Genomic DNA, 25,453 nt, shown 5'->3' with positions numbered 1-25,453 from the left:
TGGAAAGCCCGGAACCCGGGGCATTCATCCGGGATTGCGGCTGAATGCCCCTTGAGGCTCCGGAGTCAAGCCTAAAGCGTGTGAACGCGGAGCGTTACTCGCCCTTGGCCTTCGCGATGATCTCCTCGGCGACGTTCCGCGGAACCTCGGCGTAGGAGTCGAACTGCATCGAGTAGCTTGCGCGACCCGACGTCTTGCTGCGGAGGTCGCCGACGTAGCCGAACATCTCCGACAGGGGCACGAGGCCCTTCACGACGCGGGCACCAGCCCGCTCCTCCATGGCCTGGATCTGACCACGGCGGGAGTTGATGTCGCCGATGACCTCACCCATGTAGTCCTCGGGCGTGGTGACCTCGACGGCCATCATCGGCTCGAGCAGCACGGGGCTGGCCTTGCGCGCGGCCTCCTTGAAGGCCTGCGAACCGGCGATCTTGAAGGCGAGCTCGGAGGAGTCGACCTCGTGGTAGGCACCGTCGTGCAGGATCACGCGGACACCGGTCATCTCGTAACCGGCGAGGATGCCGAACTGCATGGCCTCCTGCGCACCGGCGTCCACCGAAGGGATGTACTCCTTCGGGATACGGCCACCGGTCACCTTGTTCACGAACTCGTACGAGGTGTCGCCACCCTCGAGCGGCTCGATGCCGATCTGCACCTTCGCGAACTGACCGGTACCACCGGTCTGCTTCTTGTGGGTGTAGTCGACGCGCTCGACGGCCTTGCGGATCGTCTCGCGGTACGCCACCTGCGGCTTGCCGACGTTGGCCTCGACCTTGAACTCACGGCGCATACGGTCGACCAGCACCTCGAGGTGCAGCTCGCCCATACCACCGATGATGGTCTGGCCGGTCTCCTCGTCCGAGTGGACCTGGAAGGACGGGTCCTCCTCGGCCAGGCGCTGGATCGCGACGCCGAGCTTCTCCTGGTCGCCCTTCGACTTGGGCTCGATGGCGACCTGGATGACCGGCGCCGGGAAGTCCATGGACTCCAGGATGACCGGGTTCTTGTCGTCGGACAGCGTCTCACCGGTGGTGGTCTGCTTCAGGCCCATGACGGCGACGATGTCGCCGGCGCCCACCGACTCGATCTCCTCACGCTTGTTGGCGTGCATGCGGTAGATCTTGCCGATGCGCTCCTTCTTGCCCTTGACGGAGTTCAGCACCGAAGAGCCGGACTCCAGGCGGCCCGAGTAGACCCGGACGAAGGTGAGCTTGCCGAGGTGCGGGTCGCTCATGATCTTGAACGCCAGCGCGGACAGCGGCTCGTCGTCGGACGGCTTGCGCTTGACGACCGTCTCCGGGTCCTTGACGTCGTGGCCCTCGATGGCCTCGATGTCGACCGGGGACGGCAGGTAGCGCACGACCGCGTCGAGCAGGGGCTGGACGCCCTTGTTCTTGAACGCGGTACCGCAGAACACCGGGGTCACGGTGGTGCCGGTGCCCTTGCCGGACGCGATGGTGATGCGACGGATCGCGGCGTACAGCTGCTCCTCGGAGGGCTCCTGGCCCTCCAGGTACAGCTCCATCAGCTCTTCGTCGTTCTCGGCCACGGCCTCGAGCAGCTTGCCGCGGTACTCCTCGGCAGCCTCGGTGTGCGTGTCCGGGATGTCGACGACGTCGTACATCTCGCCCTTGGTCGCCTCGGCGGACCACACGAGCGCCTTCATGCGGACCAGGTCCACGACACCCTTGAAGTCGGCCTCGGCACCGATCGGGAGCTGCATGACGATCGGCTGCGCACCCAGGCGGTCGCTGATCATGTCGACACAGCGATGGAACTCGGCACCGGTGCGGTCGAGCTTGTTGACGAAGCAGATACGCGGAACGCCGTAACGGTCCGCCTGACGCCACACGGTCTCGGACTGGGGCTCAACGCCGGCGACGCCGTCGAACACCGTCACAGCGCCGTCGAGCACGCGCAGGGAGCGCTCCACCTCGACGGTGAAGTCGACGTGACCCGGCGTGTCGATGATGTTGATCGTGTGGTCGACGTTCTCCAGCGGCCAGTGGCAGGTGGTGGCAGCAGAGGTGATCGTGATGCCACGCTCCTGCTCCTGCTCCATCCAGTCCATGGTGGCAGCGCCGTCGTGGACCTCACCGATCTTGTACGAAACGCCGGTGTAGAACAGGATCCGCTCGGTGGTGGTCGTCTTGCCCGCGTCGATGTGGGCCATGATGCCGATGTTGCGCACCTTGGCCAGGTCAAGCGAAGTGGTAGCCATAAGGCTTCAGTCTTCTCTCGGTCTCGATGTGGACTGCGACTACCAGCGGTAGTGCGCGAAGGCCTTGTTGGACTCGGCCATCTTGTGCGTGTCCTCGCGCTTCTTGACGGCCGCACCGAGGCCGTTCGAAGCGTCGAGAAGCTCGTTGAGCAGACGCTCGGTCATGGTCTTCTCGCGACGGGCGCGGGAGTAACCGACCAGCCAGCGCAGCGCCAGGGTGTTGGCACGGCCGGGCTTGACCTCGACCGGGACCTGGTAGGTGGCGCCACCGACACGGCGGGACTTGACCTCGAGGGTCGGCTTGATGTTCTCGAGAGCGCGCTTGAGCGTGATGACCGGGTCGTTGCCGGTCTTGTCGCGCAGGCCCTCCATGGCGCCGTAGACGATGCGCTCGGCGGTGGAGCGCTTGCCGTTCAGCAGCACCTTGTTGATGAGCGACGTGACCAGAGGAGAACCGTAGACCGGGTCGATGATGACCGGGCGCTTCGGGGCGGGGCCCTTACGAGGCATTCTTACTTCTCCTTCTTGGCGCCGTAGCGGGAACGGGCCTGCTTGCGGTTCTTGACACCCTGGGTGTCGAGGGAGCCACGGATGATCTTGTAGCGAACACCCGGCAGGTCCTTCACACGGCCGCCGCGCACGAGCACGATGGAGTGCTCCTGCAGGTTGTGTCCCTCACCCGGAATGTAAGCGGTGACCTCGATGCCGCTGGTCAGACGCACACGCGCGACCTTACGCAGGGCCGAGTTCGGCTTCTTCGGGGTGGTCGTGAACACACGCGTGCAGACGCCACGACGCTGAGGGGAACCCTCGAGTGCGGGCGTCTTGTTCTTCTCGACCTTGTCCTGCCGGCCCTTGCGGACCAGCTGCTGGATCGTAGGCACTACTTCTCCGGTTTCTGTGTGCCGATAGGTACAGCTAACCTGGAACTTCGCCGACCCACGCGGTCGGGTGTGTCGAATCCCGCAGACTCCCGCCGCAAGGCGAAAAGGGCGCAGATTACGGTGGCCGGTCGCGGCTCGCGGTGCGGTGTGGAGGCACGCACGCGGGCCAGGGCACACCCCAGGCACAAGGTCTGAGCGTACCTACCTCACGGACTTCGGTCAAAACAAATGGAGCGGGCCCCGACACGCCGGACTTGTCCCTGTTCCCTGTGCCGGGTTCCCCGCCGCTTCCGCATGAACCCGGCCGTTCCGTCCACGCGCGCCTCGCGCCTTCGGTACGTTGAGCGCTCCCTGGTCGGGTGTGGGGGGACGAGGTTCGATGACGGGGGACGCACCGCACGCGTTACCGCGGCAGAATACTGCCGCGGCAGGCGACGAGACAGCCGCGGACGACGGGCTCGACGACCGGGTGCCGTTCCTGGCCCGCCTGGAGAAGGCGGACCGGGCCACCCTGCTCGCCCTCGGCCACGAGCTGGACTTCCCGCCCCGCGGGGTGCTGCTGCGCCAGCGGGAGCCGTCCTCGCACGTGCTGTTCGTCGTCCACGGCTGGACGAAGGTCACGGCGGCCGCCGCCAACGGCTACGAGGCGCTGCTGGCCCTGCGCGGGCCCGGCGACATCATCGGCGAGTCGGCCGCGCTGACCGGCCGCACCCGCTCGGCCACCGTCACCGCGCTGGAGCACGTACGGACCGTGGCCGTCCAGCGCGAACGGTTCACGGAGTTCCTGGCGGCCTCTCCGGCGGTCTCCTTCGCCCTGCTCGGCCTCACCTCGGACCGCACCCGCGCCGCCGACAGGCGCCGTCTGGAGTTCGCGTCCATGACCGTCAGGGAGCGGTTCGCGACCCTGCTGCTCGATCTCGCCCGCACCCACGGCCGCCGCACCCCAGAGGGCGTCGAGCTGTCGGTGCCGCTGAGCAAACAGGAGCTGGCGGGCTCGGTGGGCGCCTCACGCGAGGCCGTGCAGCGGCTGCTGAAGGAGCTGCGGGAGCGTGACGTGGTGCGCACCGGCCGACGCGCGCTGGTGATCGTACGGCCGGACGTGCTGCGCAGGATCGCGCGGGCGGAGGCGCCGCAGTGAGCGGCGCGCACGCCGTGCCGTGTGCGCCACCCGTGGGCCGGGGCGCCTTCTGTGCACACGGTCACAGTCCGACTGGTTCATCCGTCCTCACGCCCCTCCGTCCCCCCGCGCCACTCTGCTGACCGGCGGCGCGGCCCCACCCAGTACGGCACTCACCGAGAGGCGATCATGAACGACCCCGTGAGCCGGACGATGCTCCTGCTCGACATCGAGAGGTACAGCGACCGGGACGACGTGGAGCAGGCGTATCTGCGACGCGTTCTCTACAACATCGCCGACCGGGCCCTGGAGCACGCCGGGATCGACGAGACCCGGCGCCTGCGGGCCGACCGGGGCGACTCCGTCATGGAGCTGATCGACGCGGGCGCCTCCGTACCGGCCCTGCTGCGGGCCCTGTTCACCGAGGTGCCGGCCCAGCTGCACGGTTACAACCGGCTGGCGTCGAGTTCGGCCCAGATCCGGCTCCGGGGCGTGGTCGCCACCGGGTACGTGGCCGTCGACGAGCACGGCGGCTGGGTCGGCTCCGACCTGAACCACGCCTGCCGGCTGCTCGACGCCCCGCTGCTGCGCGACGCCCTGCGGGAGCGGGCCGACGGTTTCGCGCTGTGCGTGTCGGAGGGCGTGCACGCGGGGATCGTGCGCCACGACCACCACGGCATCCGGGCCGACGACTTCCACGCGGTGACACTGACCAGCAAGAACGGACCGCTGCGCGCCTGGCTGCACGGGCCGGCGCCGCGCGGCGGCGCGGACCACGGTGACACGGGGGCGGGGGAAACCCCGGTGCCGGGAACGTCGGGGGACGTCCCGGCACCGGGGTCGCCGACGGCACCGGCGGACCACGCGGACGCGGGTACGAACGCCGCCACAGGAGCGGGCAGGGCCGGCGCGGCTCCGCAGCAGCAGGCGCCTTCCGGCGGTGTCGTGTTCAACTTCGGCACTGGCTCGCCCCGCTTCGGCGGCAGCCTCGTCGCCGGTGACCAGCACGGCGTGTCCGGCGGCCAGGTCACCGGGGACGTGCACCTCGGGGGAACGGCGGGTGAGGGGTCGTGACGGCCGCACCCGGCGCCGCGCCCGCCTTCGACGGCGGTTCCCCGGGCGCCGCTCCTCCCCCGCAGTCCCCGCCCGGCCCGTCACCGCAGGGACAGCCGGGGCCCGCCGAGGACCCCCTGCAGGACACCGCCGGCGCGGAGCCGGAGGCGGACGGCATCCAGGAGGCCCGGGCCGCCCAGCGGGAGCTGGTCGCGCACACCCCGGGCTTCTTCCTCGGCGGCGAGGCCCGTTTCGGCGGCAGCCTGGTCGGCGGCGCCCAGCACGGCGTGTCCGGCGGCCGGGTCGACGGTGACGTCTACCTGGGCGGACGTATGGAGATCCACTACGGCAGCGCGGGCGTCACGCCCGACGCCTCCGGTGAGATACCCCGCGAGCGGATCGAGGAGCTGGCGGCCGGCTACGCCGAGGGACCCGCCTTCGCGTCCGCGCTGAAGCGGTTACGCGAGGAGAGGGTGCTGGTCCTGTCCGGCGCCCACGCCACCGGCCGCAACGCCGCCGCCCTGATGCTGGTGCACCGTCTCGGCGTCCCCGCCGTGTACGCGCTCAGCCCCGAGACCACGCCCGCCGCCCTCAGCGGCCTGCTCGGCCGGCCCGGCGGCCACGTCCTGCGCGACCTGCCGCTCAGCCGCAACCGGCCGCTGCGCGACACCCATCTGTTCGCGGCCCGCGAGCAGCTCGTCAGGTCCGACGGCTATCTCGTCGTCACCGTCGAGAACTCGCCCCATCTGCCCGGCGTCACCCCCTGCCCGTGGACCCCGCCGCCCGCCGAGGACGTCGTAAGGGCCCTGCTCGCCCGGCGCAGACCCGCTGACGCCGACGCCCTGCTCGCGCTGGAGCCGGTGGCCGGCTTCCTCGCCGGCGCCGACCGCCATCCGGCCGAGGCCGCCGCGTTCGCCGAGGCCCTGACCACGTACGACGGCAGCCCGGAGGCCCTGGCGCGGCTGGCGGACTTCGGACAGGCCGCCGTGGAGAAACAGTGCCGGGACTGGCTCGGCGACCCGGAGACCGATCTGCGCGACAAGGCCTTCCTCATCGCGCTCGCCGTCTTCGACCAGGCGCCGTACGTCCTCGCCGCCGAGCTGGCCGACAAGCTGTTCGTGCACTTCGAGCGGTTGCAGCATCCCGACAGGCCGCCGACCATCCCGGTGTTCGGGCCGGCCGCCGAGGACCGCCTCAAGCTCGCACGGGCCGAGGGGGATGTACGGCAGGAGCAGACCGACTGGGGGCCGGTGCCGCAGTTCATGGCCGCCTTCCACGACGAGCGCACCCCCCGGGTCCTGCTCACCGAGGTGTGGACCAGCCACCCCTCGGCCCGCCCGGCCGTGGTCGAATGGCTGCGGCAGCTCGCCCGCGACGGCCGTCCGCTCGTCCGCACCCGCGCCGCCGCGGCCGCCGCGCTGCTCGCCGCCGCCGACCTGCCCTCCACGATGGCGCTGCTCGTCGACGGCTGGGCGACCGCACGCGCCGTCGGACCACGCCTCACCGCCGCCAACACCCTCACGCTGGCCCAGCTGCTCGGCGCTCCGGTCGTTCTGCGGCTGCTCACCCAGTGGTGCAACGACGGCCGGTGGGAACGCCGCTGGACGGCCATCCGCGCCCTCGGGCTGCTCGCCCCGCTCCGCCCCGACCTGGCCGGGCCGGCCCTCGACGCGCTGGCCTCCCGTGCCCGCGCCGCCACCAGCAGCCAGGCCGAGCAGAACAACCTCACCGAGTCCGCCGCCCTGCTGCTGTCCGCCGGCCCGCGCCGCGGCGAGGTGCTCGCCGAGTTCGTACGGCTGCTGTACCGGGACACCCCCGCGGTCCGCGACCTCGCCCTCGCGGCCTTCGCCCGCGCCTGTGACAACGCCGAGGAGGGCGCCCTCGTCGGCTGGTACGCCGAGACCGGCATGTACCAGGCGGACGCGGCCCGCGACACGGCCACCCTGTGGCGCACGGCACTGGGCGACCGCACGCACACCCGGCCCGCGCTGAACGCCCTGCAGACGTGGGTGCACGTCGCCGCCCGCCGCGCGGACGCGGCGCGGGCCCTGGAGCTGTTGCTGCCCGCGCTGGTCGTCACCGCGGAGGACCGCAAGCGCCTCGACCACGAACTGCGCACCATGCGCGCCGAGGACGGCAGCCCCCACCCGCCGATGGCCGAGCACCTGCTCACGGTGCTGCACCCGGCATCGGCAGCGCACTGAAAGACCCAGGAACAAGAGGAGTTGAGCCATGGCGGACTTCCGCCGACCGCCGGAGTGGACGCAGAACGCCGACCGGCACACCGCGCTGATCGACCCGGTGCTGACCGTGCGTCCGATCTCACGGTTCGACTACACCGCCCGCCGGCAGGTCGGGGCGATCGACCACGCCCTGGTCTTCGTCACCGCGAGCGGCTCGTACGACGTCTACCTGCCGCCGCACCGCCCGAGCCGCACGGAGGCCGCGACCCGTCGCTACACCTCGGTGTACGAGGTGGACATGGGCAGCCACCCGGTCCAGCTGGAACTCGAACTGCCCAGTGACGACGACGCGTTCTCCTTCGGCGCGACCGCCGACCTCACCTGGCGGGTGGCCGATCCGATCGCCCTGGTGTCGAGCGGCGAACGGGACGTGCCGACCCGGCTCACCAGCGAACTGCAGCAGGTGGCCCGCCCGGTGACCCGGCGCTACCCCATCGAGGACAGCCCCGCCGCCGAGCGGGCCGTGCAACGGGCGGTCGAGGACGTCTCGTTCGCCGCGGGCACGGGTCTGAAGGTGACGTGCGTGGTGCGGCTGCGGCTGGACGACGACGCGGTCGCCCACCGCCGGCGCAGGCGCGCCCTGCGCTACGAGTCGGAGATGCTCGACCCCGAGCACGAGTACCTGATGCGCCAGGCACAGCTCGAGCACCAACGGAACGTCCTGCGCGACCAGCAGTCCCAGGAGCTGGTCGCGCAGAAGATCGCCTTCTACCAGTACTGGCTCCAGCACGGCGGTGTCGCCGCCTGGGCCCTGCACCTGGCGGCCCATCCCGGGGACACCCGGATGGTCGTCGGCACCCTGCAGAAGGACCAGCTCGGCGCCATCCGCAAGGAACTCGAGCTGATCGCCGGGGACTCCCTGGAGGACTACCAGAAGGCCGAGTCGGCCCGCGCCGTGCTGCGTTCCGTGGACGACCTCATGCGTGAGGAGGCGGCACCGCCCCAGGCCCTGCCCCCGGGCATGCCGCCGCAGCAGCCGTACGTGCCCCCGCAGCCCTACGCACCGGGCCCACCGCCCGCCCAGCCACCGGCCCCGTACGGGCAGCCGCCGCAGGCACCACCGCCGTACGGGTACGGGCAGGGGCCGCACGACCAGGTGTCCCACGACCGGGCGTCCTCCGTCTCCCCGGCCTTCCCGACGCCTCCACCGCCCTCCACACCCCCGGCGCCGCCCGCGCCGGGTATGCCTCCGCTGACGCTCGTCTCCGACGGGCCCGCGCCGGCCGTACCGCCCGTGCCCGGAACAGCCGGGGACGAGTCCTCCGAGGCGGGGTCGGCATGACCTCCTCCCACCCCGCGGCGGAACGGCTGCTGGCCGAGCTGCGCGAGGAAATCGCGCGGGCCGACACCAAGGCCTCCGTCCTGGTGGCGGCGCTGGGCATGACCGCGGGAGTGTTCACCGGGCTGGTCGCAGGCAAGAACTGGTCACCGGGCCGGCTCTCCGCCCCCGGAACCGGTCTGTGGTGGGCGGGGGCGACGGCGCTGGCCCTGTCACTGGTCGCGCTGCTGCTCGCGGTGCTGCCCCGCTTCCGCTCCGGGGCGTGGGCCGAGGGACGCCCCCTGTGCTACTTCGGCGACATCCAGCAGGCGGTACGGCAGGGCCGGCTGGCGCAGGCGCTCGCCGACACCGACCGGGATCCCACCGCCGCCGTGCTGGCCGCCCTCGCCGAGAAGAGCCGGATCGCCGCGTCCAAGCACCGGTGGATCCGTACCGGCCTGATCGCCTTCTGCGCCGGCGCCCTGCTGCTGCCCACCGCCGCGCTGATCGGCTGACGTCCCCGCACTCGCTCAAAGGAGCCCCGCCCATGTCACAGCCGCCGGATCCGTCCGTACCGCCCCAGTACCCCGAGCCGTCCTACCCCGAGGCCACGATCCCGGCGCCGCCCGCGGGTCCGCCGTCATACCCAGGTGCACTGCCATACCCGGAAACGTCAGTTCCGACCCCACCCGCCGGCCCCCCGGCCTACCCGGGCGAAGGCCCCTCCCCCCAAGCCACACTCCCGACACCGCCGCCCGGCCCGCCGTCGTATCCGGGCGAGCCTGCGTACCCGGGCGCCGCACCGCCGTACCCGCACGCTGCCCCGAGCCAGGCCTTCGCTCCCCCGGCCCCGCCCCCGGAGTACCCGGCGACCGCACCGGCGGCCCCGGGCCGGCCCCCGATGTATCCGAGCGAGGGCCCCGACCATCCCGGTCAGGTCGCCGACCAGCCCCCGCAGTACCCCGCCTCCGGGTACGTCCCGCCCGCGCCGCCCGGAACGCCGTACGTCCCGGACACGGCACCGCCCGCTCCCGCTCCCGCTCCGGAACCCGCTCCCGACGACCTCGACTACCGGCACCGCGGCGCCCGCCTGCACGTGGCCGAGCATCAGCGGGGGGCCGACGCGACGGCGATCGGGCGGCTGGCGGTGCAGCTGCCGGGGGCCCTGGTGAGCCTCGCGCTGGTCAGCTCCATAGCCCTCGGCCTGTTCGGAAGCGTCGTGGGAACGCTGGTGGTCGTGGCCTGGGTCGCCTCCGGTCTGCTCGTCTTCCACCGGCCGACCGAGCTGGCCTTCGCCCGGTACGTGCTCAAGCTCCGCCCGCCCACCCAGGAGGAGCGGGCCCGGCTGGAGCCGATCTGGAACGAGGTGACCGCCCGCGCGGGCATCGAACCGGGCACGTACGAGCTGATGGTGGAGAACAGCGACGAGCTGAACGCCGTGGCGGTGGCCGGCCATGTCGTCGGCGTCACGACGTACTCCCTCAACCGGATCCCGACCAGCAACCTGGCCGCCGTGCTCGCGCACGAGCTGGGGCACCACACCGGTGGTCATGCCTGGGCCGGTCTGCTCGGCTACTGGTACTCGCTGCCCGGCCGGATCGCCTGGGCGGTGACCCGTGGACTGGCCCGGTTCGCGATCGCGGTCGCCGGTGTCTTCTCCATGGCGGCGACCGGGTTCCTGATCCTCTTCATGGCGCTGGTCGCGGTCGCCGCGTTCTTCGCCGCCTGGTACCTCACGATCCCGCTCGTGCTCGCCCCCTATCTGCTGGCCTACGCGGGCCGGCGCGGCGAGCTGCGCGCGGACCAGCAGGCCGCCGAGCTGGGCTTCGCCCGTCAGCTGGCGGAGGTTCTCCACCACTCCCAGGCCGAGGAGGCGGCGACGAAGGCGGCCCTCGCCGCGACCGGCCAGAAGCTGAAGGAACCCGGCACCCTGGACAGGCTCCTGTCCTCCCACCCGGACCACGTCACCCGCCTGAACGCCCTGCAGCCCTACCTCGGCCTGCGTCGCTGACGCTCACCGGACACGCCGAAGGGCGGCCACCCCATGAGGGTGACCGCCCTTCGGTTCAAGCTGCTCGCTTACTGGTTGTACGGACCGTAGTCGTAGTCCTCCAGCGGAACGGCCTGGCCGGAGCCCGTGCCGAACGGCGAGTAGTCGATGTCGTCGTAGCCGACGGCCGAGTACATCGCGGCCTTGGCCTCCTCGGTCGGCTCGACCCGGATGTTGCGGTAGCGGGACAGACCCGTACCGGCCGGGATGAGCTTACCGATGATGACGTTCTCCTTGAGGCCGATGAGGCTGTCGGACTTGGCGTTGATCGCCGCGTCCGTCAGGACTCGGGTCGTCTCCTGGAAGGAGGCGGCCGACAGCCAGGATTCCGTCGCCAGCGAGGCCTTGGTGATACCCATCAGCTGCGGACGACCGGAGGCCGGGTGACCGCCCTCCTGGACCACACGACGGTTCTCCTGCTCGAAGCGGGAGCGCTCGACCAGCTCGCCGGGCAGCAGCTCGGCGTCGCCGGACTCGATGATCGTCACGCGGCGGAGCATCTGCCGGATGATGATCTCGATGTGCTTGTCGTGGATCGACACACCCTGCGAGTTGTAGACCTTCTGGACCTCGCCGACCAGGTGGACCTGGACGGCACGCTGGCCCAGGATGCGCAGCACGTCGTGCGGGTTGGTGGCACCCACGGTGAGCTGCTGGCCCACCTCGACGTGCTCGCCCTCGCTGACCAGGACCTTGGCACGCTTCGAGATCGGGAACGCCGTCTCGTCGCTGCCGTCGTCCGGGGTGACGACGAGCTTCTTGGTCTTCTCGGTCTCCTCGATGCGGACACGGCCGCTCGCCTCGGAGATCGGGGCGACACCCTTCGGGGTACGGGCCTCGAAGAGCTCGACGACACGCGGCAGACCCTGGGTGATGTCGTCACCGGCCACACCACCGGTGTGGAAGGTACGCATCGTCAGCTGGGTACCGGGCTCACCGATGGACTGGGCGGCGATGATGCCGACCGCCTCACCGATGTCGACCAGCTTGCCGGTGGCCAGCGAACGGCCGTAGCACATCGCGCAGGTACCGACGGCGGACTCACAGGTCAGGACCGAGCGGGTCTTGACCTCCGAGACGCCGTTCCTGACCAGCTCGTCGATGAGCACGTCGCCCAGGTCGGTGCCGGCCGGGGCCAGCACCCTGCCGTCGACCACGATCTCCTCGGCGAGGCAGCGCGCGTACACGGACGTCTCGACGTTGTCCGCCTTGCGCAGCACGCCGTCCGCGCCGACCTCCGCGATGTGGAGCTTGAGGCCACGCTCGGTGCCGCAGTCCTCCTCGCGGATGATGACGTCCTGGGAGACGTCGACCAGACGACGGGTGAGGTAACCCGAGTCGGCGGTACGCAGGGCGGTGTCCGCCAGACCCTTACGGGCACCGTGCGTGGAGATGAAGTACTCCAGCACGGACAGGCCCTCACGGAAGGACGCCTTGATCGGACGCGGGATGGTCTCGTTCTTCGCGTTCGACACCAGACCACGCATACCGGCGATCTGCCGCATCTGCATCATGTTTCCTCGGGCACCCGAGTCAACCATCATGAAGATGGGGTTCGTCTTGGGGAAGTTCTCGTTCATCGCCTCGGCGACCTCGTTGGTCGCCTTGGTCCAGATCGCGATGAGCTCCTGAGTGCGCTCTTCCTTGGTGATCAGACCGCGCTCGTACTGCTTCTGGACCTTCTCGTCCTGCGCCTCGTACCCGCGGACGATCTCCTTCTTCGCCTCGGGAACGACGACGTCGGAGATGGCGACGGTGACACCGGAACGGGTCGCCCAGTAGAAGCCGGCCGCCTTCAGGTTGTCGAGCGTCGCCGCCACGATGACCTTCGGGTAGCGCTCGGCGAGGTCGTTGACGATCTCGGAGAGCTGCTTCTTGCCCACCGAGTAGTCGACGAACGGGTAGTCCTCGGGCAGCAGCTCGTTGAAGAGCGCGCGGCCCAGGGTGGTGCGCAGGCGGAAGGTGTCACCCTGCTGCCACTCGGGCTCGCCCTCCTCGCGGGCCGGCGGGGTCCAGCCGCGCGGCGGGATGGTGCCCACCGGGAAGCGGATGTCGATCGCCGACTGCAGCGCCAGCTCGCCGGCGTCGAACGCCATGATCGCCTCGGCCGTGGAGCCGAAGGACCGGCCCTCGCCCTTGGTGTCACGCAGCTCGCCGTCGGTGGTGAGGAAGAACAGACCGAGGACCATGTCCTGGGTCGGCATCGTCACCGGACGGCCGTCGGCGGGCTTGAGGATGTTGTTCGAGGACAGCATCAGGATGCGGGCCTCGGCCTGCGCCTCCGCGGACAGCGGCAGGTGCACGGCCATCTGGTCACCGTCGAAGTCCGCGTTGAACGCGGTACAGACGAGCGGGTGGATCTGGATGGCCTTGCCCTCGACCAGCTGCGGCTCGAAGGCCTGGATGCCGAGGCGGTGCAGGGTGGGAGCACGGTTCAGCAGAACCGGGTGCTCGGCGATGACCTCTTCGAGGACGTCGTACACGACCGTGCGGCCGCGCTCCACCATGCGCTTGGCGCTCTTGATGTTCTGCGCGTGGTTCAGGTCGACCAGGCGCTTCATCACGAACGGCTTGAACAGCTCCAGCGCCATCGCCTTCGGCAGACCGCACTGGTGCAGCTTCAGCTGCGGGCCGACGACGATCACGGAACGCGCCGAGTAGTCGACTCGCTTACCGAGCAGGTTCTGACGGAAGCGGCCCTGCTTACCCTTCAGCATGTCGCTGAGGGACTTCAGCGGGCGGTTACCGGGACCGGTCACCGGACGGCCGCGACGACCGTTGTCGAAGAGGGCGTCAACAGCCTCCTGAAGCATGCGCTTCTCGTTGTTGACGATGATCTCGGGCGCGCCGAGGTCGAGGAGCCTCTTCAGACGGTTGTTGCGGTTGATGACACGGCGGTACAGGTCGTTCAGGTCGGAGGTCGCGAAGCGGCCACCGTCCAGCTGCACCATCGGACGCAGGTCCGGCGGGATGACCGGGACGCAGTCCAGGACCATGCCCTTGGGGCTGTTGGACGTCTGCAGGAACGCGGAGACGACCTTCAGGCGCTTGAGGGCGCGGGTCTTCTTCTGGCCCTTGCCGGTGCGGATGATCTCGCGGAGACGCTCGGCCTCCTCCTCGAGGTCGAAGGACTCCAGGCGCTTCTGCAGCGCCGCGGCACCCATCGAGCCGTCGAAGTACGTGCCGAAGCGGTCACGCAGCTCGCGGTAGAGCAGCTCGTCGCCCTCGAGGTCCTGGACCTTGAGGTTCTTGAACCGGTTCCACACCTCGTCGAGGCGGTCGATCTCGCGCTGCGCACGGTCGCGCAGCTGCTTCATCTCGCGCTCGGCACCCTCGCGCACCTTGCGGCGCACGTCGGCCTTGGCGCCCTCGGCCTCCAGCTCGGCCAGGTCGGCCTCGAGCTTCTTGGCGCGGCCTTCGAGGTCGGCGTCGCGGCGGTTCTCGATCTGCTGGCGCTCGACCGAGACGTGCGCCTCCAGGGAGGGCAGGTCGCGGGTACGGCGCTCCTCGTCGACGTACGTGATCATGTACGCGGCGAAGTAGATGACCTTCTCGAGGTCCTTGGGCGCCAGGTCCAGCAGGTAGCCGAGGCGCGACGGGACACCCTTGAAGTACCAGATGTGCGTGACGGGCGCGGCCAGCTCGATGTGGCCCATCCGCTCACGGCGCACCTTGGCGCGCGTGACCTCGACGCCGCAGCGCTCGCAGATGATGCCCTTGAAGCGGACGCGCTTGTACTTGCCGCAGTAGCACTCCCAGTCCCGGGTCGGACCGAAGATCTTCTCGCAGAAGAGTCCGTCCTTTTCGGGCTTCAGGGTGCGGTAGTTGATGGTCTCGGGCTTCTTGACCTCACCGTGGCTCCACTGACGGATGTCGTCAGCGGTGGCCAGGCCGATCCGGAGCTCGTCGAAGAAGTTGACGTCGAGCACTATGCGTCAATCCCTCTCAGGGTCGAAAGTCTTTGGTCTGAAACGGGGGCCTGGGGGTCGGCGGGGGCCTCACGGTGGTGAGGCCCCTGCCGGACTCCCGTCAGACCTCTTCGACGCTGCTCGGCTCGCGCCGGGACAGGTCGATGCCGAGCTCCTCCGCAGCGCGGAAGACGTCCTCGTCGGTGTCACGCATCTCGATGGACATACCGTCGCTGGACAGCACCTCCACGTTCAGGCAGAGCGACTGCATCTCCTTGATGAGCACCTTGAAGGACTCGGGGATGCCGGGCTCGGGGATGTTCTCGCCCTTGACGATGGCCTCGTAGACCTTCACGCGGCCGGTGACGTCGTCGGACTTGATGGTCAGCAGCTCCTGGAGGGCGTACGCGGCGCCGTAGGCCTCGAGGGCCCACACCTCCATCTCACCGAACCGCTGGCCACCGAACTGCGCCTTACCACCCAGCGGCTGCTGGGTGATCATCGAGTACGGACCGGTCGAGCGGGCGTGCAGCTTGTCGTCGACCAGGTGGTGCAGCTTCAGGATGTACATGTAGCCGACCGAGATCGGGTCCGGGAACGGCTCACCGCTGCGGCCGTCGAACAGCCGCGCCTTGCCGGACGGGAGGACCAGGCGGTCGCCGTCGCGGTTCGGGATGGTGTGCTGCAGCAGACCCGCCAGCTCGTCCTCACGGGCACCGTCGAAGACCGGGGTCGCGACGTTGGTGCGCGGGGCGACCTGGTCGGCGCCGATGGCCTGCAGGCGCTGGGCCCACTCGTCCGCGAGGCCGGAGACGTCCCAGCCGCGGCTGGCGAGCCAGCCGAGGTGGATCTCCAGGACCTGTCCCGGGTTCATTCGGGACGGCACACCCAGCGGGTTGAGGATGATGTCGACCGGGGTTCCGTCCTCGAGGAACGGCATGTCCTCGATGGGCAGGATCTTGGAGATGACACCCTTGTTGCCGTGACGGCCGGCGAGCTTGTCACCGTCGGTGATCTTGCGCTTCTGCGCGACGTAGACGCGGACCAGCTGGTTCACGCCCGGCGGCAGCTCGTCGCCCTCCTCGCGGTCGAAGACGCGCACGCCGATGACCTTGCCGGTCTCGCCGTGCGGCACCTTCAGCGAGGTGTCACGCACCTCACGGGCCTTCTCACCGAAGATCGCGCGCAGCAGGCGCTCCTCGGGGGTCAGCTCGGTCTCACCCTTCGGGGTGACCTTGCCGACGAGGATGTCACCGGCGATGACCTCGGCACCGATACGGATGATGCCGCGCTCGTCGAGGTCGGCGAGGACCTCCTCGGAGACGTTCGGGATGTCCCGGGTGATCTCCTCGGGGCCGAGCTTGGTGTCACGGGCGTCGACCTCGTGCTCCTCGATGTGGATCGAGGAGAGGACGTCGTCCTGCACGAGGCGCTGCGACAGGATGATCGCGTCCTCGTAGTTGTGACCCTCCCACGGCATGAACGCCACGAGCAGGTTCTTGCCGAGGGCCATCTCGCCGTTCTGGGTGGCCGGGCCGTCGGCCAGCACCTGGCCGGTGATGACGCGGTCGCCCTCGTTGACGATGACCTTCTGGTTGACCGAGGTGCCCTGGTTGGACCGGGAGAACTTGGCCAGGCGGTACGTGATGTACGTGCCGTCGTCGTTGGCGGTGGTGATGTAGTCCGCGGAGACCTCCTGGACCACACCGTCCTTCTCGGCCTTGACCACGTCGCCGGCGTCGACCGCGGAGCGGTACTCCATGCCGGTGCCGACGAGCGGGGCCTCGGACTTAATCAGGGGCACGGCCTGACGCATCATGTTCGCGCCCATGAGGGCACGGTTGGCGTCGTCGTGCTCGAGGAAGGGGATCATGGCGGTCGCGACCGACACCATCTGGCGCGGCGAGACGTCCATGTAGTCCACGTCCTCGGGGCCGACGTAGTCGACCTCGCCGCCACGGCGGCGGACCAGCACGCGGGCCTCGGCGAACCGCATCTCGTCGTTCAGCGGCGCGTTGGCCTGCGCGATGACGAAGCGGTCCTCCTCGTCGGCGGTCAGGTAGTCGACCTCGTCGCTGACCTGGCCGTCGACGACCTTGCGGTACGGCGTCTCGATGAAACCGAACGCGTTGACCCGGCCGTAGGAGGCCAGCGAGCCGATCAGGCCGATGTTCGGGCCTTCCGGCGTCTCGATCGGGCACATGCGGCCGTAGTGCGAGGGGTGCACGTCACGGACCTCGAAGCCGGCCCGCTCACGGGAGAGACCACCCGGGCCGAGGGCGTTCAGACGACGCTTGTGCGTCAGCCCCGACAGCGGGTTGTTCTGGTCCATGAACTGGGACAGCTGCGAGGTGCCGAAGAACTCCTTGATCGACGCCACGACCGGGCGGATGTTGATCAGGGTCTGCGGCGTGATCGCCTCGACGTCCTGGGTGGTCATGCGCTCGCGCACGACACGCTCCATACGGGCGAGACCCGTACGGACCTGGTTCTGGATCAGCTCACCGACGCTGCGGATACGGCGGTTGCCGAAGTGGTCGATGTCGTCGGTCTCGACCATGATCGAACGGCCGGACTCACCGGTCGTCTCGGTCTCACCGGCGTGCAGCTTCACCAGGTACTTGATGGTGGCGATGACGTCCTCGGTGGTGAGCACGCCGGCGTCCAGCGGCTCGTCCGCACCGAGCTTCTTGTTGACCTTGTAGCGGCCGACCTTGGCGAGGTCGTAGCGCTTCGGGTTGAAGTACAGGTTCTCCAGCAGCGTCTGCGCGGCCTCACGCGTGGGGGGCTCGCCCGGGCGCAGCTTGCGGTAGATGTCGAGCAGCGCGTCGTCCTGGCCCTGGGTGTGGTCCTTCTCCAGGGTGGCGCGCATGGACTCGTACTCGCCGAACTCCTCGAGGATCTGCTCGGTCGTCCAGCCGAGCGCCTTCAGCAGCACGGTGACCGACTGCTTGCGCTTGCGGTCGATGCGGACACCGACCATGTCGCGCTTGTCGATCTCCATCTCCAGCCAGGCACCCCGGGACGGGATGATCTTGGCGGAGAAGATGTCCTTGTCGGACGTCTTGTCGATGGTGGAGTCGAAGTAGACACCGGGGGAACGGACCAGCTGAGACACCACGACACGCTCGGTGCCGTTGATGACGAAGGTGCCCTTGTTCGTCATGAGCGGGAAGTCGCCCATGAAGACCGTCTGGGACTTGATCTCACCGGTCTCGTTGTTGGTGAACTCGGCGGTGACGAAGAGCGGGGCGGCGTACGTGAAGTCGCGCTCCTTGCACTCGTCGATGGAGTTCTTCGGCGGCTCGAAGCGGTGGTCCCGGAACGTCAGGGACATCGACCCGGAGAAGTCCTCGATCGGGGAGATCTCCTCGAAGATCTCCTCCAGACCGGACTTGGTGGGGACGTCCTGACCGTTCTCCAGAGCCTCCTCGACCCGACTCTGCCAGGCGGTGTTGCCGAGCAGCCAGTCGAAGCTCTCGGTCTGCAGCGCGAGCAGGTTCGGAACCTCGAGAGGCTCCTTGATCTTTGCAAAGGAGATGCGCAGCGGGGCGGTGCTGGCGCCGTTGTTCGTATTCGCGGTCGAGGCATTGCGCGAGGCGGCCAAGAGGGGGTCCTTCCGAGGGCTCGGACTCACTACGCGCGTGCCGGCCCCTCTCCCATACACAACGACAGAAACCCCAGGTCAAGGGAGCTCTTGTCATCGGTGCTCGAGTGAGGGCAGACCCCTGGTGACGGGCAGGGGACAGCTAACAGGCAGCGCAAAGGGTCAGTGTAGCCACTTGGCACACTGATGTCCAGTGCGGGTTTTTCGAGACCCTCGCTGTGCTCACCGCTCTTGTCAACGCCCTCGGCATGCCTGCCCTCAACGCACGTTGATACTGCCCTCTTCGTCGTCGATCCATGCCTCGGATTCGGATCCTTGTGACGACGCGTCCTGAGAATTGCGCGCTGCGTGCGGTTCGTCAAGGCCCCCCAGCCCGAAGCGGAGCGTGGCGGAGACACGACGAAGATCACCATACCCCTCGCCGTCGCGAGTGCAAGGCAACCGTGGTCGGCCCGCCGGATACGCCGAAGAGCGACCACCCGGATGGATGATCGCTCTTCGATGCGTTCGCGTTACAGCCCTACGGGGCACTTTTCAGGGCGCCACGAGACTGCGGTGAGCGCGTGTTCGAGTCCTTGGGACCCGGAAGGTCTTACTTGACCTCGACAGCCGCACCGGCGGCCTTGAGGGACTCGGCGGCCTTCTCAGCAGCCTCCTTGTTGACCTTCTCGAGGACCGGCTTCGGGGTGCCGTCGACGAGGTCCTTGGCCTCCTTCAGACCCAGCGAGGTCAGCTCACGCACGACCTTGATGACCTGGATCTTCTTGTCGCCGGCGCCGGTGAGGATGACGTCGAACTCGTCCTTCTCCTCCTCGGCCTCGGCCGGGGCGGCCGGGCCGGCCGGGCCGGCGACGGCGACCGCGGCGGCGGCGGTGACGTCGAACTTCTCCTCGAAGGCCTTCACGAACTCGGAGAGCTCGATGAGGGTCATCTCCTCGAACTGGGCAAGCAGCTCGTCCTGGGTGAGCTTCGCCATGATGGCGGTCCTTCCACTCAATCGGCAGGTGCCGGATGTACTGGGTAAGGCGGGCGTACGTCGGCCCGCTGCGACCCTCGCCGCCTCATGCGGCCAGGATCAGAAAGCGAGCCGAATTACTCGGCACCGCCCTGCTCGGCCTGCTTGGCGCGCAGCGCGTCCACGGTGCGGACGAGCTTCGACGGCAGCGCCTGGAAGAGCTGAGCAGCCTGGGACTGCTTGCCCTTGAAGGCACCGGCCAGCTTGCTGAGCAGAACCTCGCGGGACTCGAGGTCCGCAAGCTTCTTGATCTCGTCGGCGGAGAGGGCCTTGCCCTCGAGGACACCGCCCTTGATGACGAGATTGGGGTTGTCCTTGGCGAAGTCACGCAGACCCTTCGCCGACTCCACCGGGTCACCGGTGACGAAGGCGACGGCCGTCGGGCCAGCGAAGAGCTGGTCCTCCAGCGTGATCCCGGCCTCCTTGGCCGCAATCTTGGTCAGCGTGTTCTTCACCACGGCGTACTGGGCGTTCTCACCGAGCGACCGGCGCAGCGTCTTGAGCTGCGCCACGGTGAGACCGCGGTACTCGGTCAGCACGGCGGCGTTGGAGCTGCGGAACTTGTCCGTCAGCTCCGCAACCGCGGCAGCCTTGTCGGGCCTCGCCATAGAGCCTCGGCCTCCTTCCGGGTGATTCGGACCGCGCGGACCCGAAGGAGGACTGGGTAAAACGAAACGCCCCGGCGCAGGCGCACGGGGCGGACTCGACCGGCCGCACACGCGCTCGGCGCGCGCACTCCGGGAGTTCTTCCACTGTCACCTGCGCGGGTCGTCCACTTTTCAGCGGATCCTTCGGCCACCGCACCCTCGCTCGAGTGCACGGCAACGACCAGCGGTCTTTGGCTTCTGCAAGAGAGTACGGGACCGGGGCTCCGTCGAGCAAATCGGCCCCTGACCGACTCTCATCAGCCCCCTCCACGCACGCCGTCCCGGCACGCCTGCCGCCAGCGACACGCTCCGGGGCCCTTGCCCCCGAGCGAGACTCCCCCACGGCCCCCTCCGCAGGCGATTCCACCGGGGGGCGGGTTCTGCCGCACCGCCACGGTACGTCGGCACGGCCACGGCTTCTGCGGTGCCGGCTGCCACACTGCGCCGGGTCGCCGCCGCCCCGGCCCACCTGCCGTACGCGCCGCAGGTCCCGCACATGCCGCGGGCGCCACACGAGGCCCAGCCCGCAGCTCACCGGTGGGCCGGAGCCGCGTACGTGCTGCCGCCTGACCTGGTCCCGGCCGGTCGAGCCACACGTCCAGGGTCAGGCTCTGCTCGCGTACGGATGCCGGTCGGTCAGGCGCAGTTCCAGGGAGCCGGGCCGCTCGCCGTCGAGGGTGGTGATCCGCGCCCGGCCCGCCGGGGGGTCGGCGGCGGCCAGCCCTCGACCCGGATCCGGCCCCGCTCGGACGCGCGCCCGGCGATCCGGTGGGGCAGCGAGGAGAGGTCCTCGGTGGCACGCGCCGCGCGGGTCGCGGCCGTCGCTGCCGGGCCGCCTGGGGCCCTCTCGCCGGCCACGGCCGTCGTACAGCCGGCCGTGCCGGGGGAGGACGAGGAGCGCGGCCACAGGCACGCACAGGGGCATGTCCCGGTGAGGCGGGACGAAGAAAGGGCGGCCCCCGCACCTGGAAGGGTGCGGGGCCCGCCCTCTAGTCACGCGTACCTGACGCGGCTACCAGGGTGAGCGAAGGGCTCAGACGGCGGCCGGGTCCTCCTCGACGAGGAGGTTGCGGGTGCGGTTCGGGTCGACCGGAACGCCGGGGCCCATCGTGGTGGTGATGGCGGCCTTCTTGATGTAGCGGCCCTTGGCGGCGGACGGCTTCAGACGGAGGATCTCCTCCAGCGCGGCGCCGTAGTTCTCCACCAGCTTGGCGTCGTCGAAGGACGCCTTGCCGATGATGAAGTGCAGGTTCGAGTGCTTGTCGACGCGGAACTCGATCTTGCCGCCCTTGATGTCGGTGACGGCCTTGGCGGTGTCGGGGGTGACGGTGCCGGTCTTCGGGTTCGGCATCAGACCACGCGGGCCGAGGACGCGGCCGAGGCGGCCGACCTTGCCCATGAGGTCCGGGGTGGCGACGACGGCGTCGAAGTCCAGACGGCCCTTCGCCACCTCGTCGATCAGCTCGTCGGCGCCGACGATGTCGGCGCCCGCGGCACGCGCGGCCTCGGCACGGTCGCCGGTCGCGAAGACCAGGACCCGGGCGGTCTTACCGGTGCCGTGCGGAAGGTTCACGGTGCCACGGACCATCTGGTCGGCCTTGCGCGGGTCGACACCCAGACGGAAGGCGACCTCGACGGTGGCGTCGAACTTGGTCGTGGAGGTCTCCTTGGCGAGACGGACGGCCTCGAGCGGGGCGTACAGCTTCTCCCGGTCGACCTTGGCGTCCGCAGCGCGGAGAGCCTTGCTGCGCTTGCTCACAACTTGCTCCTGTGTGTTCTGAAAGGAGTCGTGGTCCCTGGGCCGAGCAGGCCCTGCCACGTGCGACCGGCTACGGCCGCATGACTGCTGGGGGTTGAGGTCAGCCCTCGACCGTGACGCCCATGGAGCGCGCGGTACCGGCGATGATCTTCGCCGCGGCGTCCAGGTCGTTCGCGTTCAGGTCGGGCATCTTGGTCTGGGCGATCTCGCGGACCTGCGCCTCGGTGATCTTGGCGACCTTGGTCTTGTGCGGCTCGCCAGAGCCCTTCTCGACACCCGCGGCCTTGAGGATCATCTTCGCGGCCGGCGGCGTCTTGGTGACGAAGGTGAAGGAACGGTCCTCGTAGACCGTGATCTCCACCGGGATGACCCAACCGCGCTGCGACTCGGTCGCGGCGTTGTAGGCCTTGCAGAACTCCATGATGTTGACGCCGTGCTGACCCAGCGCCGGGCCGACCGGCGGGGCCGGGTTGGCGGCACCGGCCTGGATCTGGAGCTTGATGAGCCCCGTGACCTTCTTCTTCTTGGGAGGCATTGCTCTCCGGGTCCTTTCATTCGGGTCCATGCCGACGCAAGGATCGCGATCCTGACGCAGGCATACCGCACAACGATAACGGGTATAGATGCGCGGCTAAAAACCGTGCAGGTCAGGCGGACCGTGACGGCCTGCCTGACCTGCGCGGAAGCACGAAGTCCAAAAAGGACTAGTTCTTCTGGATCTGGTCGAAGGACAGCTCGACCGGCGTCTCGCGGCCGAAGATCTCCACCAGGCCCTTGACCTTCTTGGAGTCGGCGTTGATCTCGTTGATGGTCGCCTGCAGCGTGGCGAACGGACCGTCCGTGACGGTGACCGAGTCGCCGACCTCGAAGTCCAGCACCTGGACCTCGACCTTGCGCTGCGGGGCGGGCTTGCCCTCGGCCTCGGCGGCCTCGCGGGCGGCCTTCTCCTCGGCCTCCGGGGCGAGCATCTTGACGATCTCGTCCAGGGTCAGCGGGTACGGGTCGTAGGCGTTGCCGACGAAGCCGGTGACACCCGGGGTGTTGCGGACGACGCCCCAGGACTCGTTGGTCAGGTCCATGCGGACCAGGACGTAACCCGGCAGCTTGTTCTGCTTGATCGTCTTGCGGTCGCCGTTCTTGATCTGGACGACCTCTTCCTGCGGCACCTCGGCCTGGAAGATGTAGTCCTCGACGTTCAGCGAGACGGCGCGCTGCTCCAGGTTGGTCTTCACGCGGTTCTCGTAACCGGCGTAGGTGTGGATGACGTACCACTCGCCGGGCAGGGTGCGCAGTTCCTCACGCAGTGCCTGGACGGGGTCGACGGGCGCGGCCGGCTCTTCCTCGGCCGGCTCCTCCTGGACCGCCTCGGCGACAGCCTCGTCGGCCTCTTCCTCGTCCTCGACGTTCAGGGCAGCCTCTTCGGCCGGCTCCCCCGCCTCGGCCTCGGCAGCCTCGAACTCGTCCTGCTCGTCCGCGCCCTCGACGATGTCGAGCTCGTCGTCCACCATCTCGGCAGCGTTCCCGCGAGGCTCGGTGGCGTCGTCGTTCAGGTTCGGGTCAGACACGATGGCTGCTTCTTCCTGGATACATAGGGGTGGAACATGCGAAAACGGGCGCCGGTGCCACGGCGCCCTTCGCTCTTGACTCAGCCGAAGACGTACTTGGCCGCGTGGTTGAGCCCATAGTCAATCACGGTCACCAGCGCGATCATGATGGCGACAAAGAAGATCACCACGGTGGTGTACGACGTCAGCTGGTTACGCGTCGGCCAGACGACCTTGCGGAGCTCCGCGATGATCTGGCGGTAGAAGGTGGCGAGGCGCCTCAGCGGGCCCTTCTTGGCACGCTTGCCGCCCTTGCGGGCCTTCTTCTTGGACTCCGGCAGCTCGTCCTGGGCGTCAGGCGTGTCGATGGAGCCCACGGCGTCCGTCATTCGTCCTCACCTGGTCCCGGGTCGTGGCCGTGCCGCGCCCGGTTTCTGAGCCGCACGGCGGTGCATTGCTGTACGTACATGCGCACACATCCTGGCGGTGTGTGTAGCAGGGCCGGAGGGACTTGAACCCCCAACCGCCGGTTTTGGAGACCGGTGCTCTACCAATTGAGCTACGACCCTTTGTGTGTCCCCCAACGTACCGCATTCGGCCGGGTGCGCGGTGTGCACCGGTTTCGGCGGTGGCCGCTGAAGGCCAACGAGGTGAGAGTGTACGTGGTCAACGGCCCGGCGTCGAACAGAAAGTACCCGTCCGGGGCCACGTGACCAAAGATCGTCCTGGCCGGGGACAGGATTCGGATCCTTGTTCACGCCTCGACCCGTGCCTGTTCAGTCTGTGAAACCCGTGTGCCGGGGACATTTCCGGTCTGGAACGATGGGCTCCATGAGCGCTGCAACCCCACCCACCGAGCGCCGGGTCTCCGCCCGAGTCGGCGCGATCTCCGAGTCCGCCACCCTCGCCGTGGACGCCAAGGCCAAGGCCCTGAAGGCCGCCGGGCGTCCGGTGATCGGCTTCGGCGCCGGTGAGCCCGACTTCCCGACGCCGGACTACATCGTCGAGGCGGCCGTCGAGGCCTGCAGGAACCCCAAGTACCACCGCTACACCCCGGCCGGTGGCCTGCCCGAGCTGAAGGCCGCGATCGCCGCGAAGACCCTGCGCGACTCCGGCTGGGAGCCCGACGTCTCGCAGATCCTCATCACCAACGGCGGCAAGCAGGCCATCTACGAGGCGTTCGCCGCGATCCTCGACCCGGGCGACGAGGTCATCGTCCCGGCGCCGTACTGGACGACGTACCCGGAGTCGATCCGCCTCGCGGGCGGCGTCCCGGTGGAGGTCGTGGCCGACGAGACGACCGGCTACCGCGTCTCGGTCGAGCAGCTGGAGGCGGCGCGCACCGAGAAGACGAAGGTCGTGCTCTTCGTCTCCCCGTCCAACCCGACCGGCGCGGTCTACTCCGAGGCCGAGACCGAGGCCGTCGGCCGCTGGGCCGTCGAGCACGGCCTGTGGGTGCTCACCGACGAGATCTACGAGCACCTGGTCTACGGCGACGCCGCCGCCGTGTCCCTGCCGGCGCTGCTGCCGGAGCTGCGCGACAAGTGCGTCGTGGTCAACGGTGTGGCGAAGACGTACGCCATGACCGGCTGGCGCGTGGGCTGGGTCATCGGCCCGAAGGACGTCGTCAAGGCCGCGACCAACCTGCAGTCGCACGCCACCTCGAACGTCTCCAACGTGGCCCAGGTGGCCGCCCTGGCCGCCGTCTCCGGTGACCTGGAGGCGGTGGCGAAGATGCGTGAGGCCTTCGACCGGCGCCGCAAGACCATCGTGCGGATGCTCAACGAGATCGACGGCGTGGTCTGCCCGGAGCCCGAGGGCGCCTTCTACGCCTACCCGTCGGTCAAGGCCCTGCTCGGCAGGGAGATCCGGGGCAAGCGCCCGAAGGACACCGTCGAGCTGGCCGCGCTGATCCTGGAGGAGGCCGAGGTCGCGGTCGTCCCGGGTGAGGCCTTCGGCACGCCGGGCTATCTGCGCCTTTCGTACGCGCTCGGCGACGAGGACCTCGTCGAGGGCGTGAGCCGCATCCAGAAGCTGCTGGCGGAGGCCAAGGCCTGAGGTGGTCCATTTTTGGACTGGGGCACTCCCGAATGTTCGGGAGTGCCGGCCCCCGTTCGTTTGTGCGAGCAAGACCACGTACGGGGAAA

At 69.2% G+C, this 25,453-nt stretch carries 19 protein-coding genes and 1 tRNA gene; 7 read left to right on the top strand and 13 right to left on the bottom strand.

Annotated features, from left to right (window positions below; all coding sequences use genetic code 11):
- Positions 1-94: 94 nt before the first annotated feature.
- From fusA to rpsL, 3 genes are read right to left on the bottom strand one after another with little or no spacing between them, the layout of a single operon-like run.
- Positions 95-2,221, bottom strand: coding sequence for an elongation factor G (gene fusA / locus ACZ7HQ_RS34705; protein ID WP_470998804.1), 2,127 nt, complete (start codon positions 2,219-2,221; stop codon positions 95-97).
- Positions 2,222-2,260: 39 nt separating this feature from the next.
- The gene (gene rpsG, locus ACZ7HQ_RS34700) at positions 2,261-2,731 is read right to left on the bottom strand and encodes a 30S ribosomal protein S7 (protein ID WP_009330725.1); all 471 of its coding nucleotides are present in this window, start codon (positions 2,729-2,731) and stop codon (positions 2,261-2,263) included.
- A gap of 2 nt (positions 2,732-2,733) precedes the next feature.
- Positions 2,734-3,105: a 30S ribosomal protein S12 gene (gene rpsL / locus ACZ7HQ_RS34695; RefSeq protein WP_003948652.1), complete on the bottom strand. Its 372-nt coding sequence runs from the start codon at positions 3,103-3,105 to the stop codon at positions 2,734-2,736.
- Between the two features lie 379 nt (positions 3,106-3,484).
- Here rpsL and ACZ7HQ_RS34690 point away from each other — a divergent pair, with 379 nt between their 5' ends.
- The 6 genes from ACZ7HQ_RS34690 to ACZ7HQ_RS34665 all read left to right on the top strand — a co-directional run bounded on the left by ACZ7HQ_RS34690 (position 3,485) and on the right by ACZ7HQ_RS34665 (position 10,787).
- A complete protein-coding gene (locus ACZ7HQ_RS34690) occupies positions 3,485-4,243 on the top strand; it encodes a Crp/Fnr family transcriptional regulator (RefSeq protein WP_470998802.1) in 759 nt (252 codons plus the stop codon).
- A 168-nt stretch (positions 4,244-4,411) separates the two neighbouring features.
- The gene (locus tag ACZ7HQ_RS34685; RefSeq protein WP_470998800.1) at positions 4,412-5,296 is read left to right on the top strand and encodes a hypothetical protein; all 885 of its coding nucleotides are present in this window, start codon (positions 4,412-4,414) and stop codon (positions 5,294-5,296) included.
- Positions 5,293-7,479 (top strand): hypothetical protein, encoded by a 2,187-nt coding sequence (locus ACZ7HQ_RS34680; protein WP_470998798.1) that lies wholly within the window; start codon positions 5,293-5,295, stop codon positions 7,477-7,479. Before ACZ7HQ_RS34685 ends, ACZ7HQ_RS34680 begins: the two co-directional genes overlap by 4 nt.
- A gap of 28 nt (positions 7,480-7,507) precedes the next feature.
- The gene (locus ACZ7HQ_RS34675; RefSeq protein ID WP_470998796.1) at positions 7,508-8,800 is read left to right on the top strand and encodes a PE-PGRS family protein; all 1,293 of its coding nucleotides are present in this window, start codon (positions 7,508-7,510) and stop codon (positions 8,798-8,800) included.
- Positions 8,797-9,291: a Pycsar system effector family protein gene (locus ACZ7HQ_RS34670; protein WP_470998794.1), complete on the top strand. Its 495-nt coding sequence runs from the start codon at positions 8,797-8,799 to the stop codon at positions 9,289-9,291. Before ACZ7HQ_RS34675 ends, ACZ7HQ_RS34670 begins: the two co-directional genes overlap by 4 nt.
- 386 nt (positions 9,292-9,677) lie before the next feature.
- Positions 9,678-10,787, top strand: coding sequence for a M48 family metalloprotease (locus ACZ7HQ_RS34665; protein WP_470998792.1), 1,110 nt, complete (start codon positions 9,678-9,680; stop codon positions 10,785-10,787).
- 68 nt (positions 10,788-10,855) lie between these two features.
- Here ACZ7HQ_RS34665 and ACZ7HQ_RS34660 read toward each other — a convergent pair whose 3' ends face one another.
- The 10 genes from ACZ7HQ_RS34660 to ACZ7HQ_RS34615 all read right to left on the bottom strand — a co-directional run bounded on the left by ACZ7HQ_RS34660 (position 10,856) and on the right by ACZ7HQ_RS34615 (position 23,875).
- Complete coding sequence (locus ACZ7HQ_RS34660; protein WP_470998790.1) at positions 10,856-14,755, bottom strand: DNA-directed RNA polymerase subunit beta'; 3,900 nt, start codon at positions 14,753-14,755, stop codon at positions 10,856-10,858.
- Positions 14,756-14,855: 100 nt separating this feature from the next.
- Positions 14,856-18,341 (bottom strand): DNA-directed RNA polymerase subunit beta, encoded by a 3,486-nt coding sequence (rpoB, locus tag ACZ7HQ_RS34655; RefSeq protein ID WP_470998787.1) that lies wholly within the window; start codon positions 18,339-18,341, stop codon positions 14,856-14,858.
- A 592-nt stretch (positions 18,342-18,933) separates the two neighbouring features.
- Positions 18,934-19,317: a 50S ribosomal protein L7/L12 gene (rplL, locus tag ACZ7HQ_RS34650; protein WP_470998785.1), complete on the bottom strand. Its 384-nt coding sequence runs from the start codon at positions 19,315-19,317 to the stop codon at positions 18,934-18,936.
- Positions 19,318-19,433: 116 nt separating this feature from the next.
- Entirely contained in the window at positions 19,434-19,964 is a 531-nt protein-coding gene (gene rplJ / locus ACZ7HQ_RS34645) for a 50S ribosomal protein L10 (RefSeq protein WP_069779227.1), read from the bottom strand.
- Between the two features lie 643 nt (positions 19,965-20,607).
- Positions 20,608-20,916 (bottom strand): hypothetical protein, encoded by a 309-nt coding sequence (locus tag ACZ7HQ_RS34640; RefSeq protein WP_470998783.1) that lies wholly within the window; start codon positions 20,914-20,916, stop codon positions 20,608-20,610.
- Positions 20,917-21,036: 120 nt separating this feature from the next.
- Positions 21,037-21,762: a 50S ribosomal protein L1 gene (rplA, locus tag ACZ7HQ_RS34635; protein ID WP_470998781.1), complete on the bottom strand. Its 726-nt coding sequence runs from the start codon at positions 21,760-21,762 to the stop codon at positions 21,037-21,039.
- Positions 21,763-21,862: 100 nt separating this feature from the next.
- Positions 21,863-22,297, bottom strand: a complete 435-nt coding sequence (gene rplK, locus ACZ7HQ_RS34630; RefSeq protein WP_030747472.1) for a 50S ribosomal protein L11 — start codon at positions 22,295-22,297, stop codon at positions 21,863-21,865.
- Between the two features lie 169 nt (positions 22,298-22,466).
- Positions 22,467-23,327: a transcription termination/antitermination protein NusG gene (gene nusG / locus ACZ7HQ_RS34625; RefSeq protein WP_470998779.1), complete on the bottom strand. Its 861-nt coding sequence runs from the start codon at positions 23,325-23,327 to the stop codon at positions 22,467-22,469.
- Positions 23,328-23,407: 80 nt separating this feature from the next.
- Complete coding sequence (gene secE, locus ACZ7HQ_RS34620) at positions 23,408-23,695, bottom strand: preprotein translocase subunit SecE (protein ID WP_470998777.1); 288 nt, start codon at positions 23,693-23,695, stop codon at positions 23,408-23,410.
- 107 nt (positions 23,696-23,802) lie between these two features.
- Positions 23,803-23,875 (bottom strand) — tRNA-Trp (locus ACZ7HQ_RS34615).
- A gap of 262 nt (positions 23,876-24,137) precedes the next feature.
- Here ACZ7HQ_RS34615 and ACZ7HQ_RS34610 point away from each other — a divergent pair.
- The gene (locus ACZ7HQ_RS34610) at positions 24,138-25,364 is read left to right on the top strand and encodes a pyridoxal phosphate-dependent aminotransferase (protein ID WP_470998775.1); all 1,227 of its coding nucleotides are present in this window, start codon (positions 24,138-24,140) and stop codon (positions 25,362-25,364) included.
- Positions 25,365-25,453 lie beyond the last annotated feature (89 nt).

The organism is Streptomyces sp. NPDC037290 (assembly GCF_055603245.1).
Note: the sequence above shows the minus strand (reverse complement) of the source record. Positions and strands in the feature narration are given on the sequence as shown.

Excerpts from the sequence above, each read along its gene's own strand:
- ACZ7HQ_RS34690 (WP_470998802.1), top strand. The coding sequence starts at position 3,485 with ATGACGGGGGACGCACCGCACGCGTTACCGCGGCAGAATACTGCCGCG.
- rplL (WP_470998785.1), bottom strand. The coding sequence starts at position 19,317 with ATGGCGAAGCTCACCCAGGACGAGCTGCTTGCCCAGTTCGAGGAGATG.
- rplK (WP_030747472.1), bottom strand. The coding sequence starts at position 22,297 with ATGCCTCCCAAGAAGAAGAAGGTCACGGGGCTCATCAAGCTCCAGATC.
- rpsG (WP_009330725.1), bottom strand. The coding sequence starts at position 2,731 with ATGCCTCGTAAGGGCCCCGCCCCGAAGCGCCCGGTCATCATCGACCCG.
- ACZ7HQ_RS34675 (WP_470998796.1), top strand. The coding sequence starts at position 7,508 with ATGGCGGACTTCCGCCGACCGCCGGAGTGGACGCAGAACGCCGACCGG.
- ACZ7HQ_RS34665 (WP_470998792.1), top strand. The coding sequence starts at position 9,678 with ATGTATCCGAGCGAGGGCCCCGACCATCCCGGTCAGGTCGCCGACCAG.
- ACZ7HQ_RS34610 (WP_470998775.1), top strand. The coding sequence starts at position 24,138 with ATGAGCGCTGCAACCCCACCCACCGAGCGCCGGGTCTCCGCCCGAGTC.
- ACZ7HQ_RS34670 (WP_470998794.1), top strand. The coding sequence starts at position 8,797 with ATGACCTCCTCCCACCCCGCGGCGGAACGGCTGCTGGCCGAGCTGCGC.
- ACZ7HQ_RS34685 (WP_470998800.1), top strand. The coding sequence starts at position 4,412 with ATGAACGACCCCGTGAGCCGGACGATGCTCCTGCTCGACATCGAGAGG.
- fusA (WP_470998804.1), bottom strand. The coding sequence starts at position 2,221 with ATGGCTACCACTTCGCTTGACCTGGCCAAGGTGCGCAACATCGGCATC.
- secE (WP_470998777.1), bottom strand. The coding sequence starts at position 23,695 with ATGACGGACGCCGTGGGCTCCATCGACACGCCTGACGCCCAGGACGAG.
- rplJ (WP_069779227.1), bottom strand. The coding sequence starts at position 19,964 with ATGGCGAGGCCCGACAAGGCTGCCGCGGTTGCGGAGCTGACGGACAAG.